General features: G+C 35.6%; 18 protein-coding genes. 1 reads left to right on the top strand and 17 read right to left on the bottom strand.

Going from position 1 to position 18,249, the window contains the following annotated elements:
* Nucleotides 1–6: 6 nt before the first annotated feature.
* The gene (locus CBF30_RS00085) at nucleotides 7–1,398 is read right to left on the bottom strand and encodes an amino acid permease (RefSeq protein WP_126821585.1); all 1,392 of its coding nucleotides are present in this window, start codon (nucleotides 1,396–1,398) and stop codon (nucleotides 7–9) included.
* A gap of 846 nt (nucleotides 1,399–2,244) precedes the next feature.
* Between CBF30_RS00085 and CBF30_RS00080 the strand changes: the two genes are divergently transcribed.
* A complete protein-coding gene (locus CBF30_RS00080) occupies nucleotides 2,245–4,206 on the top strand; it encodes a S9 family peptidase (protein WP_126821584.1) in 1,962 nt (653 codons plus the stop codon).
* A 107-nt stretch (nucleotides 4,207–4,313) separates the two neighbouring features.
* Here CBF30_RS00080 and efp read toward each other — a convergent pair whose 3' ends face one another.
* From efp to CBF30_RS00005, 16 genes are all read right to left on the bottom strand, one after another.
* Nucleotides 4,314–4,877, bottom strand: coding sequence for an elongation factor P (gene efp, locus CBF30_RS00075; protein ID WP_126821583.1), 564 nt, complete (start codon nucleotides 4,875–4,877; stop codon nucleotides 4,314–4,316).
* A gap of 527 nt (nucleotides 4,878–5,404) precedes the next feature.
* Entirely contained in the window at nucleotides 5,405–7,069 is a 1,665-nt protein-coding gene (locus tag CBF30_RS00070) for a glycoside hydrolase family 13 protein (protein WP_126821582.1), read from the bottom strand.
* Nucleotides 7,070–7,681: 612 nt separating this feature from the next.
* Nucleotides 7,682–8,620: a metal ABC transporter substrate-binding protein gene (locus tag CBF30_RS00065; protein ID WP_126823690.1), complete on the bottom strand. Its 939-nt coding sequence runs from the start codon at nucleotides 8,618–8,620 to the stop codon at nucleotides 7,682–7,684.
* Nucleotides 8,621–8,629: 9 nt separating this feature from the next.
* The gene (locus tag CBF30_RS00060; protein ID WP_126821581.1) at nucleotides 8,630–9,460 is read right to left on the bottom strand and encodes a metal ABC transporter permease; all 831 of its coding nucleotides are present in this window, start codon (nucleotides 9,458–9,460) and stop codon (nucleotides 8,630–8,632) included.
* Nucleotides 9,457–10,182, bottom strand: coding sequence for a metal ABC transporter ATP-binding protein (locus tag CBF30_RS00055; RefSeq protein ID WP_126821580.1), 726 nt, complete (start codon nucleotides 10,180–10,182; stop codon nucleotides 9,457–9,459). The genes CBF30_RS00060 and CBF30_RS00055 overlap by 4 nt, the downstream gene beginning before the upstream one ends.
* Nucleotides 10,183–10,310: 128 nt before the next feature.
* The gene (locus tag CBF30_RS00050) at nucleotides 10,311–11,018 is read right to left on the bottom strand and encodes an EAL domain-containing protein (RefSeq protein WP_126821579.1); all 708 of its coding nucleotides are present in this window, start codon (nucleotides 11,016–11,018) and stop codon (nucleotides 10,311–10,313) included.
* A 702-nt stretch (nucleotides 11,019–11,720) separates the two neighbouring features.
* A complete protein-coding gene (locus CBF30_RS00045) occupies nucleotides 11,721–12,023 on the bottom strand; it encodes a carboxymuconolactone decarboxylase family protein (protein WP_126821578.1) in 303 nt (100 codons plus the stop codon).
* 16 nt (nucleotides 12,024–12,039) lie between these two features.
* Nucleotides 12,040–12,663, bottom strand: coding sequence for a DNA alkylation repair protein (locus CBF30_RS00040; protein WP_126821577.1), 624 nt, complete (start codon nucleotides 12,661–12,663; stop codon nucleotides 12,040–12,042).
* 14 nt (nucleotides 12,664–12,677) lie between these two features.
* Entirely contained in the window at nucleotides 12,678–13,226 is a 549-nt protein-coding gene (locus CBF30_RS00035) for a PadR family transcriptional regulator (protein WP_126821576.1), read from the bottom strand.
* 100 nt (nucleotides 13,227–13,326) lie between these two features.
* A complete protein-coding gene (locus CBF30_RS00030) occupies nucleotides 13,327–13,956 on the bottom strand; it encodes a DJ-1/PfpI family protein (protein ID WP_126821575.1) in 630 nt (209 codons plus the stop codon).
* A 52-nt stretch (nucleotides 13,957–14,008) separates the two neighbouring features.
* Nucleotides 14,009–14,944 (bottom strand): helix-turn-helix transcriptional regulator, encoded by a 936-nt coding sequence (locus CBF30_RS00025; RefSeq protein WP_126821574.1) that lies wholly within the window; start codon nucleotides 14,942–14,944, stop codon nucleotides 14,009–14,011.
* Nucleotides 14,945–14,974: 30 nt separating this feature from the next.
* Nucleotides 14,975–15,136, bottom strand: a complete 162-nt coding sequence (locus CBF30_RS11760; RefSeq protein ID WP_170168891.1) for a hypothetical protein — start codon at nucleotides 15,134–15,136, stop codon at nucleotides 14,975–14,977.
* 87 nt (nucleotides 15,137–15,223) lie between these two features.
* A complete protein-coding gene (locus tag CBF30_RS00020; protein ID WP_126821573.1) occupies nucleotides 15,224–15,679 on the bottom strand; it encodes a DUF441 domain-containing protein in 456 nt (151 codons plus the stop codon).
* 69 nt (nucleotides 15,680–15,748) lie between these two features.
* A complete protein-coding gene (locus tag CBF30_RS00015) occupies nucleotides 15,749–16,333 on the bottom strand; it encodes an NAD(P)H-dependent oxidoreductase (protein ID WP_126821572.1) in 585 nt (194 codons plus the stop codon).
* Nucleotides 16,334–16,414: 81 nt separating this feature from the next.
* On the bottom strand, nucleotides 16,415–17,263 hold the full coding sequence (locus CBF30_RS00010) for a helix-turn-helix domain-containing protein (RefSeq protein WP_126821571.1): 849 nt from the start codon (nucleotides 17,261–17,263) through the stop codon (nucleotides 16,415–16,417).
* A 198-nt stretch (nucleotides 17,264–17,461) separates the two neighbouring features.
* Nucleotides 17,462–18,249 (bottom strand): LPXTG cell wall anchor domain-containing protein (locus tag CBF30_RS00005; RefSeq protein ID WP_148112250.1); only part of this gene is annotated, 788 nt, incomplete at its 5' end.

The raw sequence follows: 18,249 nt of genomic DNA, 5'->3' as shown, positions 1-18,249 counted from the left end.
TCCCCTTTAATCGTTAAATTTATTTTGATGCTTTTTATTTTTCTTTTCTAACACAAAATACAAAATAGTAATGCCTACCAAAAAGACACAGCCGATTAATAATGAAAGGCGAGTACTCGGATTAATAAACATAAAAACAAGGATAATCGCTAAAAATATAATCGTAGCATAATTAGTAATAGGCGCAAAGGGCATTTTAAAGGGATGGTGGGGCATTTCCTTGCGATGCTTTTTCCTAAACTGAATTTGACTAATCAAAATGACAAACCACGGAATCATTCCAGGTAAAACACTAGAACTGTAAACATAAACAAATAAATGCTCGGAACCATGAATAATTTTTGGCAGTACAACATTTAAAATTATGCCCAATAAAATCCCAAATGAAACAGATAAAACAGGATAAAAAGGTGCCCCATGTCGTGAAAGTTTTAAAAACGATTTAGGCATTTTTCCCTTTTGTGCCAGTGCAAAAACCATTCGGCTAGCACTAAAAATTCCCGAGTTGCAGCCAGAAAGTGCTGCAGTCATCACCACAAAATTGATCAAACCCGCTGCAAAACTAATGCCTATTTTAGAAAATGTTTGGACAAATGGGGAGCCGATTGCACCTAATTCATTCCACGGATAGATACTAACAATCACAAAAATAGCCCCTATGTAAAAGATTAAAATCCGTCCAATAGTTGATTGAACCGCTTTGACAACAGTTGTTTGCGGATCTTTTGCTTCTCCTGCTGTAATTCCGATTAGTTCGACCCCTTGATACGAGGCAATTACAATCGGCAAGGCAAAGAAGAAGCCTTTAGCTCCTCCAGTGAAAAAGCCTCCGTGTTTCCATAAGTTACTAACTCCAACTGGATGTCCATGGTTGCCAAAACCAAACAAAATAACCCCTAATCCAGCAATGATCATCAGCACAATGGTTACAACTTTAATCATTGCAAACCAAAATTCTAACTCTCCAAATATTCTGACAGATATCAGGTTAGCAAAACAAAGCGTTACGACTACAACCAATCCAGGTATCCAAGTTGGAAGCTGTGGCCACCAATATTGCGTATATTGTCCGACTGCAATGACCTCACTCATTCCAACTACAATAAATTGGAAAATGTTACTCCAAGCTGTTAGGTAGCCTGCAAGTGGGTGAATATATTCTGCCCCGTAATTGGCAAATGAACCGGTTGAGGGCTCTAAATAAAGCATCTCACCTAACGCACGCATGATAAAATATAAAAAAAATCCCGCAATCGCATAAGCTAACATTACCGAAGGCCCGGTCCATGCTATCGTGGCAGCAGACCCCATAAACAAGCCCACACCAATCGTGCCACCAAGAGCAATCATCTGCATCTGCCTAGAACCTAACCTACGTTTTAAATCCGTTTTTTCCATCAAACATTTCCTTTCCTTACTCGTAATTGTCAATTATTTTCATTAAAATTTACAAAATAAATTAAAAATAGCATACACACAGTATCCCACAGATATGTCATATGAGTCAATATTCAAAATTATGCAATTATATTCTATTTTCTAATAATTCTATCGTTTTCCCTCCGCTTTTCAGATTAGAATTCTTACTCTCAGAATTAGTGATTCGGCTCAAACCAATCCTTCCTACTTTGCAAGATGACTTATTTTTTTGACTATCTTGAATATATGGAAACTAGAAAAAAGTGGCTGTCTCCTTTTCCACTATTTTTTAACAACTTTTTTTCGTTTAAATCATACGGATTGTAAGCTTGTGCTCCAAGGAAACTACTTCTACAAGAGGCAATCATCGCTGGTAAAGGTTTTAAAAATAGGTTTTTTCTTTTTAAATTTCAAGGCTTCATGCCTATCCGTTGTATTTCAAAAAGACTAGTTGTTATGATTAGTTCTTTCTGTTTTCTTTTGTATTGTTTTTCAAATTTCTCCTATTTTTTACGCTTTTGTTCGACCATCCTTCCTAACGTTTTTGGAACTCGAAAGAGGCTTTAGCTATGCTTTTAGTTTAAGAAGCTCCTTATCTTTTATACATTATTTATCCATTCAATCACTGATTTTAGCAATCAAATCTCAGGGAACGATTCAGTCACTGAGTCATTTTTGCTTGCTTCAATTTTTTTCTTTATTTTATTTTCGAATCCCCTCTTTCTGCTTTATAAATCAAGAAAATCTGCTTGAAACAGCTACAAATCAAGTTATATGGTATACTTAGTACGAGATATAGACTTTAAAATGAAGGAGAAATGCTCATTGAAAACACTTAGTATCGAAAACTTATTTGACTTAAAAAATGTCGCACAACCAGTTCTAACAGAAAAAGAGGTTTTCTATGTAGAAAGTAGTATAAATAAAGAAGAAAATCATTATCAAACAAATATTTTTAGTTTTGACTTTGAAAGTCAGCTTCGTAAGAGTTGGGGCGATTCTGGTCAACAAAATACAACTATTGCACTTTCTCCCGATAAAAAATGGCTCAGCTATTTGTCTTCCAATAATAAGGATAAAAAAATGCAAGTCATGATTATGCCACTATCGGGTGGAGCTGCCACTCAATTGACACATGAAAAATCAGGTGTTAGCAATTATTTATGGTCAGACACAAGTTTTGAAATTTTTTATCAGGTGAGTCAAACAAAAGAAGACACAGAGAAAAAAGTGGCAGATGCTGCAGAATTCCCTAAAACGACTTCATTTACCAAACTTACACATAAACTTGATGGATTAGGTTTTATTCCAGAAGATGAGCGCTATACGCTCAAAAAAGTGGATATTCTAAGCCACGAAACAGAGGAATTTTTACAAATGACTGAAGATTGCCAGTTGGCTTACATCTTTAGAAATAAAAAAAATTTGTTAGTCATTGACCAACTTGATGAAGAGGACGAATGGACTTATGGCCAAACGGTCTATCTCTTCGATTTAGCTTCTAAAACAAAAAAATCGCTTACCGCTTCTATTCCAATGGGGAGCTTTACTTTCCATGAAATGTCAGCAGACGAACGCTATGCGCTTCTTTCGGGGAACGATTTCAAGTATCAATTTGTTACGCAAACCAAACTATATCTTTTTGATTTTCAAACAGAAACCCTCACTTGTTTAACCGATGAGCTAGACTTAGAGGTGGGCGATTTGATTATTGGTGATTTCCAACAACAAGTCCATCCTGTTGAGCCAATGTGGCTGAATAACCAAGAGTACCTATTCCCTGTAACATTGCACGGAAAATTGCAATTGTATAAGGGAAACCTAAAAAAAGAAATTACCTGTCTCTTTGATCAAGAAGTTCATTTGACTGGGGCTTCTTTGGATGAAGCGCGCTATCAACTAGCTGTTACTTACTCCACTACGACTACGCCGAGTATATTAGCCACACTTGATTTAAAAACTGGTGAGCTACAAGATTTATATGATCCAAATAAATCTTTCTTAAAAACCCATCAATTAAGTACACCAGAGCGCTTTTGGTACAAGGGAGCAGATGATTGGGATATTCAAGGCTGGTATCTTGCTCCCCTCTCTAATCAAAAAAAACACGCTGCGATTCTTTATGTTCATGGAGGTCCTCAAGTTTGTTACGGGGAGAGCTTTTTCCATGAGATGCAGGTCCACGCTGCAAATGGGTATGGGGTGATTTTATTAAATCCACGTGGTGGAAATGGGTATGGTCAAGAATTTGTTCGTTCTATTCTGGGTGATTACGGCAACAAGGATTATATTGATCTAATGCTAGGTGTCGATGAGGTTTTGGCGAAACATCCTGAGATTGATTCTGGACAGCTATATGTAGCTGGTGGTAGCTACGGTGGTTTTATGACCAACTGGATTGTCGGGCATACCGATCGTTTTCAAGCAGCCGTTACCCAACGGTCTATTTCTAACTGGATTAGTTTTTATGGTACGAGTGATATCGGACCATTTTTCACAAAATTCCAGTTACAACATGACTTAGACGAATTAGATGCTTTGTGGAGAATGTCACCTCTCGCATATGCCCAAAATGCAAAAACCCCTTTATTAATATTACATGGACAAGCAGATTTGCGTTGTCCGCAAGAACAAGGGGAACAATTCTTTGTCGCTATGAAGAAAAATCAAATAGATACCAAAATGATTCTCTTCCCTCAATCTAGCCACGGCCTCTCTCGCAATGGATTGCCAAGCTTACGTGTGGAAAGACTCAAAAGTATTGTCGATTGGTTTGATGTACACTAATTCTTTGACATTACTTGTATTCCCTTTTTCATTCATTACTTTATTAAAAGAAAAAGCATGAGACAAAGTAAACTTTGCCTCATGCTTTTTTTTAACTATTTGTGCTACTACTTAGCTGCACGTTTTAAATAGGTTCCTTCTTGTGTATTGATTTCTAACGATTCGCCTTCTTCAATAAAGTCAGGTACGTTTACTACTAGACCAGTTTCCATTTTCGCAGGTTTTCCAGAACCAGTAACTGTTGCGCCTTTAATAGAGGGTTGTGTTTCGACAACTTTTAATACTACAGTTGTGGGTAACGTGATTCCAATCACTTCACTACCATAAAATTGGATTTTCACTTCCATATTTTCTAAAATGTATTTTAGTTCTTCTTCAATAATAGAAGTTGGAATTTCATATTGCTCGTATGTTTCTAAGTCCATAAAATTCGCAATATCATCTTGACTGTATAAATATTGAACTGCTTTACTTTCAATATGTGCTTTTTTTACTTTTTCTTCTGGACGCATTGTAGTTTCAGTACTTGAACCTGAGCGAACATCTCTCAGTTTCATACGCATAACCGTATTTCCTTTTCCAGGTTTGTGGTGACTCGCTTCTAATACCTTAATTAATTTTCCGTCTTGTTCAAACGTCATACCTGCTTTAAGATCACTTGCTGCAATCATTTTTATGCCTCTCCTTTATAAAAAAACTCTTTCTTATCTATTGTAGCAAATTTTATGAGGTTATTCTAGAAAATATTTTTCTTACAGTAAAAAGAGTACCCTAGCTGTCCTATTATTTTAATTTTTATAAAAAATCGTATTTCCCTTTTTCATTTATTTATTTTTTCCACCCAACCAAGCTAATGCCTGATTTAATGGCGTCTATTATTATTAATGCTTTGAAAGAAATCCTGCTTCACTTTTTACGCTATGCTCTATTGGGACAAGTGGAACGAATACTCCCTAAACATCCCATCACTTTAGATACTGGATACTTCCTGTTGTCAGTCCACTTTTATCAGCAATCAAGTACATAATAAAAGTAAAGCACGACATAGCTGTTGGGCTATACGTGATTGATCTTTGCCTTCTCAGCTATGTCCAATTGAAAAAATAACTACTATTCTCAAAAAAAAACAACACAAAAATCATGTTGTTTTTTACTTATTTTTATAAAATGGGTGTATCACAATTAAAAACAAATTGAATTACATTAAATAAACTTTACTTTCATATGGCCTTAACGTTACTCCCTTATCCTCGCTATAATTACCAATTAAATATTTTGTGGTATTGTTTTGACCATAATCACGGATCAATGTTTGACTGGTAAAGTTGCTCATTACTAACAATGTTTGATCTTCATGATGACGATAATACGCATAGACTTGCTCATCATTTAAATCGATTTCTTCAAATGTTCCACGTCTAATGATTTCATATTCACGTCGAAGCGTAATCAAATTTTGATAATAATAGAAAATAGAATGATGATTGTTCAATTCAGATTCAACATTAATTTCCTTGTAATTAGGATTTACTGCATACCAAGGGGTCCCTTTAGAGAATCCTGCATTGATTTTCGAGTTCCACTGCATAGGGGTTCGGGCATTGTCTCGGGATAAGTTAGCCAAGTATTTCAGCATTGTTTGGCCATCAATGACACGATTTTGTTCCACTAATTCATGATAAGCATTTACTGAGTCAAGATCTTCATACTGATCAAGTTTGGTATGATGCGCGTTGGTCATACCAAGTTCTTCTCCTTGGTAAATATAAGGGGTACCTTGCATCATATGTAATGTAGTTCCTAACATTTTAGCCGCTCGAACTCGGTATATGGGATCATCGTTGCCAAACCGTGATACAGCCCTTGGCTGATCATGATTGTTCCAATAAAGACTATTCCATCCTTTGCCATCAAGAGCCTTTTGCCATTTGTTTAGAGCAAGCTTTAATTCAGAAAGTTTAACTGGTTCATCATTCCACTTATCAAGGAGAAGATTAGGATTGGGACTTAGTGAAACATGTTCAAATTGAAAGACCATATTAAGTTCATGGTTCTCTGGTCCTGTATATTCGATTGCATCTTCCGGTGTGACCCCAGGCATTTCCCCCACTGTCATCACGTCATAATGAGAAAGTACTTCTTCATTCATCTGTTTTAAAAACTCGTTTAGTCTAGGACCGTCGGTAATACACGACATCGTTGCTCCCAGAGTAGCAACTCCTTGAATATCTGGTAACCCTTGTGGTTTTGAAATAAAATTAATAACATCCATTCTAAAACCATCTACGCCTTTATCTAACCAAAAGCGCTCAATTTCAAATACTTCTTGCCGAACTTTGGGATTTTCCCAATTAAGATCTGGCTGTTCAGGGGAAAATAAATGCAAATAATACTGCCCCCGTTCTGGCACATATGTCCAAGCAGGTCCCCCAAAAGTAGATCGCCAATTATTAGGTTCACGGCCTTCAACTGGGTTACGCCAAATATAATAATCAGCATAGCGATTATCTTGGGAGCTTTTGCTTTTCTGAAACCATTCATGCTGATCTGAAGTATGGTTAACTACCAAATCCATTAATAATTTCATGTTTTTTTCATGCGTTTTAAATAACAATTTTTCAAAATCTTCCATGGTTCCATAATCAGGATTAATGGCTTTATAATCCGAAATATCATAGCCATTATCTTTATTGGGTGATTGATAAATTGGGTTGAGCCAGATAACGTTGGCACCAAGTGTTTTGATATAATCAAGACGTTCTGTAATTCCTGCCAAGTCTCCTATGCCATCATTGTTACTATCTTGAAAGCTCTTTGGATACACTTGATAGACGACTGAATCTTTAAACCACTCTTTTGACATATAAAAACCTCCAAATACTTTTTATTTGCTAACAACATTTCGTTTGTTACTCCATTTTGACTGAATTCATACGCCCTTTAATACGCCTACTATTAAAAGGTTTGTGACACTTATTTTTCAATTCTATTTAATAGAAAACATTTGTCGTTCCTCTATCCGACCACTACCAGGCAAAAGAGTCTCTCGTCGCAAGTTTTACACGGCCTTTACGTTTTTTACTTTCGATTTGGAATCTCGCAGTAACTAATAGCCACGGTATAGGACAAAAATTCTTCGTAGATCAAGCATAAAATAATCCCTCCAAACAGTCATCGAATTTTGAATTATATATGTTAGTATAATCCACGCATACATTTAAACAAGTACGCACTAAAATGTTACATAACAACTAAAAAGTTCCTAATGCAGTAACTAACGGGTTGGGAGGAGCCTTCCCCTGAAAAAAATTATTCGCTTGATGCTGAGCTATTTCTAATCTTCTATAAAAAAAATAAGAGTGTTGGTCAGCCAACACTCTTATTTTTTAAACATTTATATCCGTTGGGCTTCCTTCATAGGCCCACTAGTTTCCCAAAATCCCCTAAATCCAGGTATGAAATATCACATCAATCGTTATTTAGAAAGACCTTCTGCAATTTGATCTAAATTCCATTTCATCATAGCATAGTAACTATCTCCACGCTCTCCCTTTTTTGCCACAGAATCGGTAAAAATTTTGGCATAAATTGGAATTCCTGTATCTTTTGACACAGATTTCATCGGACGAGCATCTACACTACTCTCAACAAATAAAGCTGATACTTCCGTTGTTCTAAGTTTTTTCACTAAATTCTTGATTTGATCAGGTGTTCCTTCTTCTTCTGTATTAATTTCCCAAATATAAGCAGACGGAATGTTATAGGCCTTTGAAAAGTACTTAAAGCAGCCTTCACTTGTTACAATCATTTTTTTATTGTCTGGAATACTCGCAAACTTGCTCTTTGCTTCTTGATCCAATTTCTCTAATTTTTCAACATAGGTTGTTAGATTCTTTTTGTAATAGTCTTGATTCTTTGGATCTTTCTTAGCTAGTTGCTTTTCAATATTTTTAGCATAGATGATTCCGTTTTCTAAATTAAGCCAAGCATGAGGATCCTCTTTTCCTTTTTCACTTTGGCCTTCTAGATAAATAACCTCGATCCCATCACTGACAGCAAAATAATCTTTATTTTCTTTTTTATTCGCATTTTTTACCATCTTAGTAAACCATGCATTTCCCCCAGTTTCTAAGTTAACGCCATTATAGAAAATCAAATCTGCATTTGTCGTTTTTTTGATATCTTCTGGCAATGGTTCATATTCATGAGGATCTTTTCCAACTGGCACAATACTATGCAAATTAATTTTGTCTTTCGCAATATTTTTAGTTATATCTGCAATAATCGAATTGGTCACAACGACATTGAGCTTCCCATTGTCACTCGCTTTTTTCTGATTTGTACCGCAACCACCTAGAAGTACTGCTAACACTAACACAAAACTAAAAATCAAAACTCGTTGTTTATTTTTCATTTTTTCCACTCACTTCTTCCTTAAAAAATTTTGTTTTGGAGAAATAAAAAACGCTACTAAGAAAAGTACTGCTGAGGTCAAAACAATGCTTGATCCAACTGCTATATTAAAGTTGTAACCGATAAAAAGTCCTAAAAGTGATGCAAATGCACCTAATGTTGATGACAAAAAAATCATTTTTTTCAGACTTGTTGTGAATAAATAGGCTGTTGCTGCCGGTGTGATTAGCATCGCCACAATTAAAATAGTTCCCACACTTTGCATGGCTGTTACTGCGACCAGTGTCAATAATCCCATCAGTAAATAATGATAAAAGCTCACATTCATACCAAAAGCCTTTGCCATTAAAGGATCAAACGAGGTAATCAACAGTTCTTTGAAAAAGATAAAGATTACCAGTAAAACCAAAGCGCCAATCCCAATTGTTAGCCATTTGTCAATATCTTGTACAGCTAGAATATTCCCAAATAAAATATGAAATAAATCTGTAGAACTATTCGCAACTCCTATCAAAATAACTCCGAGTGCCAAAAACGAGCTAAAAGTAATCCCAATCGCGGTATCGCCTTTTATCGTGCTATTATTTTTTATAAAGGTAATGATCACAGAAGCAAATAGCCCAAAGACAATTGCCCCTATAAAAAAGTTTATCCCCAAAATAAACGAAAGTGCTACACCTGGTAATACAGCATGAGAGATTGCGTCACCCATTAACGACATTCCTCTTAAAATAATAAAGCAACCAACTGCACCAGATACAATCCCGATTACAAGAGCCGTTATTAATGCATTCTGTAAAAAATGATACTGCACTAAACCATCAATAAAATTGGCAATCATTCAGTTTCCCCTCCTACATAGATCGTATCACCATATGCAGCAATCAGGTTTTCTTTGTTGAAGACTTCATCTGTTTGGCCAAACGCCACAAGTTGCTTATTTAGTACCATTAGTTGGTCAAAATAGTCTTTAACTTTTCCTAGGTCATGATGCACAATCAAAATAGTTTTTCCTGCCTGTTTCAATTTTTTTAGCAAGTTCATGATAATACTTTCACTCGTAGCATCTATTCCGACAAAAGGTTCATCTAAGAAAATATATTCCGCATTTTGCACCAAACACCTTGCAAGTAATACTCGTTGGAATTGTCCCCCAGATAGCTCTCCAATCTGTCTTTTAGCCAAATCTTTAAGACCTACTTGGTCCAATGCAAAAGCGGCCTGTTCTTTTTCTTTTTTCCCAACACGTCTAAACACACCTAAATTAGGATAGGTTCCAAGCAATACACATTCTTCTACCGTAATCGGAAATGTGTAATCAATCCCACTTTTTTGTTCTACATAAGCAATTTTTTTTAAACTTTTCTTGACATCTGCTCCGTCAATAAGTGTTGTTCCTTGATGTCCCACAATTTCTAGAATTGCTTTTAGCAATGTCGATTTACCCGCCCCATTTGGTCCGATAATGCCAATAATAGCTGGCTTAGAAATTGTAAAACTGATTTTTTCTAGAGCAATTGACCGGTTTGTATAGGCTACTGATATCTCTTTACATTCCATCATCTATTTTCACTTCCATTTCTAATTGATAATCTTTATCACCACTTTTTAAGGTTAACCTAAAAATTATATTTGGTCAAGTTTAAAGTGCAAAAAAAAGAACCTCCTTTTAATTGGAGGTCCTGCTTTTTTTATTTCTCAATCAATCGCCCAATTGGCTCAGGATTGCTGTAGTAAAACCCTTGATGGCACTCAATCATCTGATATCTCTTAGCTTCTTCAATGGTTTCAATTCCTTCTATAACTAATTTTTTGTTATAGGATTTGGCAAGTGCTACCCACATCAGCACAATTTGTTTTTCTAACTCAAGAGGGACATTTTTTTTCCTAAAAGGCAACAGCGTCACCTTAAGCTCATCGATATATTTTTCATAGGTAAGAACGGTATCAATTGAATTATAGCCAGTTCCTACATCATCCAAAGAGATACTAATCCCACATTGATTTACTTGTATAATACACAGTAACAGACTTTTTTTCAGATCATCCACAGTAGTAAACCGCAAAATATTCTGTGAGAACCAACAAGGTGCCTCAATAATTTCAATGGTCAATCTCGAATAATACGGGCGAATTCTATTCAAGTAATGGAAAAATTCTGGAGATAGTAGCTGATTAAGCGATACATTTACAGAAATTCGACAATTCGTAACTTGCATTAACTTTGATATTTCTGAAAATTGCCATTCCATAAATTGATTTAGTTGATGTGTATTACGCTCTATTTGTTTTAACTTAGAAGCTGGAAAACGTCCGTCTTCTCGAAGCAACAGCTCAATCCCTTTATTATCTTGCTTTTCAAACCCTACTTTTTTCTGGAAATAATATTCGAATCCCATCTGTTCACCTTATTTCTTTTCAATAATATTTAATCTAGTATATTGCATGAACCACATTATACCATAAAATAGACAATAGCACTTTCTTTATACACTATAAAACTGATTAGTATTTTGGTGGAAAATGATCATAAAGCTAATAACTGATGTAAGCAACAATCACTTTTTAAAGTACATTTGAGCAAATGAAAAGAAAGAAACTGATTGAACTGGATTCACCAGATAAAATATTTACACTTTCTATTTTCTGTGGACAAAAAAATAAAAAAAGGGAGCTTGCCAAAGTATTTTTTACTGATATTTGCGTTCCAGTATAGATTGCGCAGTACTTTTTCATTTTGGCGGCACGCTTTTAGTCCCAGAAAATTTGAAGCTACATTACTCAAAAATTTATTCCTGTAAATCTTAAAAGGATTATCGGTGCTATGCTTTTTGTATGCAGCTTTTATTTGCTTTGTTCCAAGCAATGCCTTTACATAACAAAAAAATACTGAACTTATTTAAAAATTCAGCACTTTTTTATTTGTTTTATGCTTTTCGTTTCAAAAGAACAATTCCTCTCTCTATGCCCTCATCAAAGAATTGTCTGATGTAGTATTCCGTAAAAGATTCAAACTTGATACCCTAGGAGAACGTACACTATTTTGATTGTTGTAGCAATCGAATTTTTCTGTTTGTGCTCTATTCATATCCTCTTGTACACTATGCTTCATCATAGCTTCTTAACGTTTCTTCTAATGATGCTACTACGGTTAACCCAACTGCAGGAAGGCCAACCAAAACAGCACTTATTATTTCTTCCCTTGTTGCTCCCAATTTTTTAGCAGACTGAACATGGAAGGCAAGACCGTCATGAATTCTAACTGCCGATAACACAGATATGTAGGCTAATTCAGCCGTCTTTTGATCGAGAGAACTCGCATTAGCATGCTTTTTGACCATTTCTATATAGGCTGGACCACTATCTCCTGTTTCTGTAATAAACTGTTTAAAGGATTGATTCATTTACTTTCCCCTTTTCTTATTTTAAAAACCTTGCCGCTAGTTTATATACTTGGTTCACTCTTTTTTCTGTCAGATCCCACCTGCTGAGTTCTTTTTGGATAAGTTCTGGCTGCTTTTTACTAATATCCCTCAACGCATTCCCCACTGACTTCCTTACATACAAACTAGAATCATTTTTAAGAGCGGCCAACAAAGCGACTGCCTCTTGTGGATTTTCTTTAAAGTAAGGACGACTTGTCCAAATACGGAGCCCTTCTGTAACAGCTCTGCGAACATTGGCTTGCTCACTTTCCAACCATTCCTCAATAACTAAAATGCTCTGTTCATAGCCACAATCACTGCAATATTTATCAAATGCCATCGCCAAAATCTCCTGTACTTCCCAATTATCGTTTTGACTAACTTCATTTTTTAAAAATGCCAATGTTTCTGGAGACTGAGCTGCACAGTTGCCCATGATAAAAACCGCTAACTCTTGAACATAATTTTCTTTATGTTCATAAAATACTGCTGCATACCGCAAGCTTTCTTCCAATGAATGAGTCTGACATAAGCTCTTCGCTTCTTGTCGAATATGTTTGAACCCTTTTTTAGAGAGCACTCTGGTCACAATTTCTTGCTGATATTGTTTATTAAGCATGTTGTCTCCTTTTTTTACGATTCATTGCTCTTTTTCTTTTGCTCTTGCTTGTATTCTTGTATAAACTTTTCTAGCCAACGTAACAAACTCTCGCAGACAATCAATTGTTGTTCTATAATGGTTTTGCCAACCAGTGGGAGCCAACTTAATTCTTTAATTTTTTCTTGATAATATTGTTGTGAATTGAAAAAATTCACTCTCAAATCCTCTAGTAATTGTATCGCTTCCTCGTAGTCCACTTTATTTAAATTGGCTATCACGACATTAAAGTCAAATAGAACAGATACTTCCTTTTTGATGTTTTGATGCATCAATTCCATAAAATAGTCTTTACCAGATGGAGTAATTTTGTACCTGATTTTTTCTGCTTTCTTTTTTCCACTCACAGTTTCTTTAGTGAGATAGCCTTTTTCGCATAGTTGAATAGTTTTTTTATAGACCGAAGGAACACTTATTTTCAGCCATTTTGATACCTGATGTTTTACAATGTCTTTTTGTAGTTCATAAGCGCTTTGTTTTTTTTCTGTTAGCATGCCTAATATAATTAAATCAATTGATGACATTCTCCCCCTCCTTTTTACTATAAACTATATTACTATAGTTTATAGTAAAAAGCAAACAAAATGAGGTTCACTTCTTTTTCGTTCATCGTGTTAAAACGAGTCATTGATTCGCTTTTGCAATTTCCTCCATCATTTGCAAATAATACATTACCTCTCCAGAAGAAAAATAATGATACCATGAATTTAATACAGCTTGTGGTAGAACTTCTAATTCCTGCATAATTTCTTTTGCCCACATGAGTGAAGATGCTGAACCTGCTGTAATTAATTTTTTATGGTTAACTACTCGGTCATGACGGTATAGAGTTGCTCCTGTATAGCGCTTAGAAAAATATTGCAAATATTCTAAAGAATTGCTCGTATGCAAAAATTGATTGAGCAGACCTATTTCAGAAAGGGCCAAGGTTGCCCCACAGATTGCCCCAACTATTTTCCCCTCATTTAAGTAGCTTTCTACCTTTTTTAAAATAGCTTGATGTTTTTCACTCGTCCAATCTTGTGCACCTGGAAGTAGCAATGCTGCACAAGCATCATCTTCCATGTCCTCAATCGTACATTCTGGGATAATCTTCATTCCCCCAATAGTTGTGATAGCAGCTTTTGTTGCCGATACAAACTGAATTTGGTATTGTTGTCCTTTTAATTCATCCGCAACACTCATTGCTGATAGTACCCAGCCTAATTCCCAATCTGACATTGTATCCAATACATAAATATAAATTTTTTTCATTCTGTTTCCTCCATTCACATTTAGAATAAGAATAGCAAAAAAACGGTGACAACTATCTGTCACCGTTTGGGTAGTTCTTTTTTAAGGTTTCTTCTAAATGTCGCTGTACTTTTTCCGAAAAAGAGGCAGGTTCGAGAATCTCAATTTTAGGTCCAAATCCTAGCAGCAGAGAAAACTGGACAAAATCATCCTTTCGCAACCAAATCTTACTGGTAATCATTTCTTCCTGTTCTAGAATAATTTCTCCAGAAAAGTATTCTTCAATTAATCCCCGGTAACATTTCAAGTAGCGGATTAGCACCAGCTGTCGTTCTTTTTGAGCCCATTTTTTTTCATAATTTAAAAAAAGAGTGTTAACCTCCTGATGCTGCTGCCACAATCTTTGTGTTTGCTTAACTTCTTGCATACGAACTAATTTGTACATTCGGTAGTCTGATTTTAAATGATTGTAGCCAAAAACATACCATGAATACCATTTATAGCAAAGCTGGAGTGAATCAATTCGGACATTTTTCGTTTGATTTTTTCGATTTGTGTAAATAAATTCAATTTGTTTTTGTTCTCGTATAGCTTCCTTAATCAAGTTAAGCCTAGAAACGACTTCTGGATGTTCACTTAAAACAGACAAATCCAAACGATCCGCTTGCCCTTCTATTTTTTGATTCGTAAAAATGTGTCTAACTTTTTCGTAAGTTTCATCTACTATTTTTGAACCATAAACGCCTCTTAAACTTTCAATAGCTAGCACCACGTACTCAATATTCTCTTGATTCATAATTTTGGAATTAATGTGATACTCACGATGAATCGAGTACCCTCCCTTAGCCCCCACCTCGGCATAAATGGGTACCCCAGAAAGACTCAACGTATCAATATCCCGTAAAATGGTTCGTTTAGAAACTTGGAATTGCTGGGCTAACTCATTCGCAGTTACCCGTTCGCGATTTAGCAAATAGAACAAAATATTCAACAAACGTTCAATTTTCACGAGAATTCTCCTTAGAAAAGTGTCTATTTCTTATTTATGTTTCGTGTATTGTTTCAATGACTTTTGATTTTTTGCATAAGTTTTTTGACTGTCTGAGTGACCAAAAGCAGAAACTTTGGATTGCTTTTGCTTTTTTTTAAGAAGTAATTCTCTTAATTGCTTTTTCTGTTGATTTTCTTTCTCTGTACTCATTTTTTTCCTCCTTACTACTCTTTTTTTTACCACTTTTTTTATTGGATTCCTTTATCACAAAAGAAGAAAGGTACTCTCTTTTATCTATTATTTTATCAATGCAAATAGTTGTAAAATACAATAAGTAATCCCAGAAGCAATGACTGGTCCAGCAGCAATTCCTTTTAGAAACACTACCCCTAGTATGGTGCCAAAAACAAGCGCAACTGTAATCTGCGGATCGGTTGCAATTAAGCCCACACCTTTTGACGACAGCACCGCAACTAAGCCACCACAAAAAATTGCGACCCATCCGACTGGTGATTTAAACGTTTCAAGTAAGTCTTTGAGCCCGATTTCCCCAGTCGCAATCGGAATGAGAATAGTGATAGTAATAATCGTAACCCCAAAATTAATTCCTCTGGTATGGATCCAAGTAAATAGGTCTTTAGAAAACGGAACAATCTTTAATAGCAACACAAATGCCGTAGCGAAAAGTAAGCTCTGATTTTTTGCTAGAAAAGCAATCAACAAAATAATCAATAAAAATAACCAACTCCCCATGTACTCCCCTCCTTATTTCATACACATTATCATAACATGTTTGACCTAGAGAATCGAGAACAAGCAGGCTTAACCATTTCTCTCAGCCATTTTTGTAGCTGTATTTTTGATTTGTTCTAAAAATTTCAATCTTTTTTGAATCGTGCTTCCTTTTATATGAGGCAACACATCTTGTCTAATTGGACTCACTCCACACGACTTCAATATTTGATTCTTAAGCACGCGCCCATAATCTTGCTGCAAAAAACGGCCATAGAAAAATGGGGCATCATATGAAGTGATGATCCACGCTGATTTATTTTTAAGATAGCCTTTCATCAACATCCCCTCAAAACCATATGCAAAGCCTTTAGTAAATACACGATCAATAAATCCTTTTAAAATAGCAGGCATTCCGCTCCACCAAATTGGAAAAATAAAGATTAAGTGATTGGCCCAAAGAATTTTTTCACGATACTCCTTGGTCTCCTCGTCATATTGTAATTCGCGGCGCTTATGTTCTTTGTCAAAATAAAGCGTTGGATTGAACGCTTCTTGATACAAGTCAATTACTTCAAAAGGCTCGTTCTTGCCTAACCCCTCCTTCACACTTTCTAAAATAGCAGACGTATATCCTTGGTTATGAGGATAGGCATAAATAATCAGATGTTTCATTTTTTACATCGTCCTTTCTTTTCTCTTTATGTTTACTATAATTTAAAAAGAAAATCTTGACGAATCAGTATACTGATATTATCAAGTCCAGTCACTAAAAAAACTTTTTTCTGAAAAAACCGCACGAAAACTATCCGAAACTTGTTGTGCCTTTTGACTTTCTCTTATATTATTCATTGCTGCATAGACCTGTGCTTTTAAAGCATACATATTGCCTAACAAATAATGTGAGTTATGCGCCACCGCAAATTCAGTACCCAATTCAAGCCAGCGGATGCTATCTTCTAATTCTTTTTGATACCAAAAAGAAACAGCTCGTAGAAAATATAGGATTTGCTGATTTTCTTCATAAGGAATTTTATCTAATGCATGAAAGGCTTTTTCAAAATAGACATGGCATTTCTGTGGTTGCCCGTATTTAAGATAGGTCAGAGCTAGAGAGGCATAGCATTGTCTCGTGAGCGTTGAGGCATAAAACTTAGGTTGGTCGATAATCTGTAGCAAAGCCATGCGAAAACTTTTTTCAGCCACCAATTCCCCTTTGTTTAATTGATATTCACAGCAACCTAGATAATAGTAATACGCTTGTACTTGTTCTTGTGTTTGGACTTCTTCTATTGTAGTTTCTTGCAGTAAGAACTGATACAACTTTTGATATTCTTTAGCATTACATAGCTTTTCTAAATATTTATTCGTTTGATCTGTTGAACTGATGTTATAATAATCACTTAATGACAGGTCTTCAATTGAGATAGAAAGACGTGCTGCTAATTGTTGAGCCAAACTTATATTGGGCAAATACGATCCATTTTCAATTGCCGAGATCATAGATTGTGCACAAATCCCTTGGCTAAGTTCTTTTTGTGTCATTCGTTTTTGCTGGCGCAAATAGCGTAAGTTTTCTCCAAACTTTATCTGTTGCTTGCTCATGTTATTTTCCTCTCTTATTCTAACTACTAGACAGATTTTATTTCTTTATAAAAGCCAATTTCATATTATAGACAAGCGCTATATAAATTGTTTTTTATAGCATACCAATCATTTTGAAAAAAGACAAAAAGAATAACAAAGAACGTGAAAAAAGCCATTGCATGACCTTTTTCACGTTCTTTGATTTGTTCTAACTTTTTAGTTTTTCTTTCTTAGCTTGCTAAAGATTGCAGCTACACCAAGTAAAATTGTTGCGCCAATCCCTGTATTGATTACTGTACGTTGTTCTCCAGTCTGTGGCAATTGACTACTTGTTGTTTTGCTGGATCCTTTTCCAGCATGTTTTGCTGTAGTGCTAGTTGTAGTGGCTTGACTTTGATTCGATGAACCTTGCCCTGCTACTGCTGCGTCCTTATTCTTAATCGTAATAATAATTTGTTTCGTAGTTGTATTACCGTCTTTATCAGTCGTCGTATACGTTACGGTGTACTCGCCTGGCTGATCACTTGGAATCTCAGTCAATTCTTTCCCTGACTGATCGACAATTTTTGCCACTTTGACTTCCGTCGTTCCGTCTTCTTTATCGGTGCCTTTGACGTCTTTTAGTGGGTCAATCTTATCCCCGACTTTATACGTTTGATCTTGCGCTTCGATGACCGGTTTGTCGTTACTGTTTACAACGATTTTTGCGTCTTTCGTGGTTGTGTTGCCATCTTTATCAGTCGTTGTATACGTTACCGTATATTCGCCCGCTTGATCATTTGGAATCTCAGTCAATTCTTTCCCTGACTGATCGATAATTTTTGCCACTTTGACTTCCGTCGTTCCGTCTTCTTTATCGGTGCCTTTGACATCTTTTAGTGGGTCAATCTTATCCCCAACTTTATACGTTTGATCTTGCGCTTCGATAACCGGTTTGTCGTTACTGTTTACGACAATCTTCGCATCTTTCGTAGTTGTGTTGCCATCTTTATCAGTCGTTGTAT

Origin of the sequence: Vagococcus entomophilus, from assembly GCF_003987595.1 — a bacterium.
GTDB lineage: Bacteria > Bacillota > Bacilli > Lactobacillales > Vagococcaceae > Vagococcus_E > Vagococcus_E entomophilus.
This window is presented reverse-complemented; position numbering and strand designations above follow the sequence as displayed.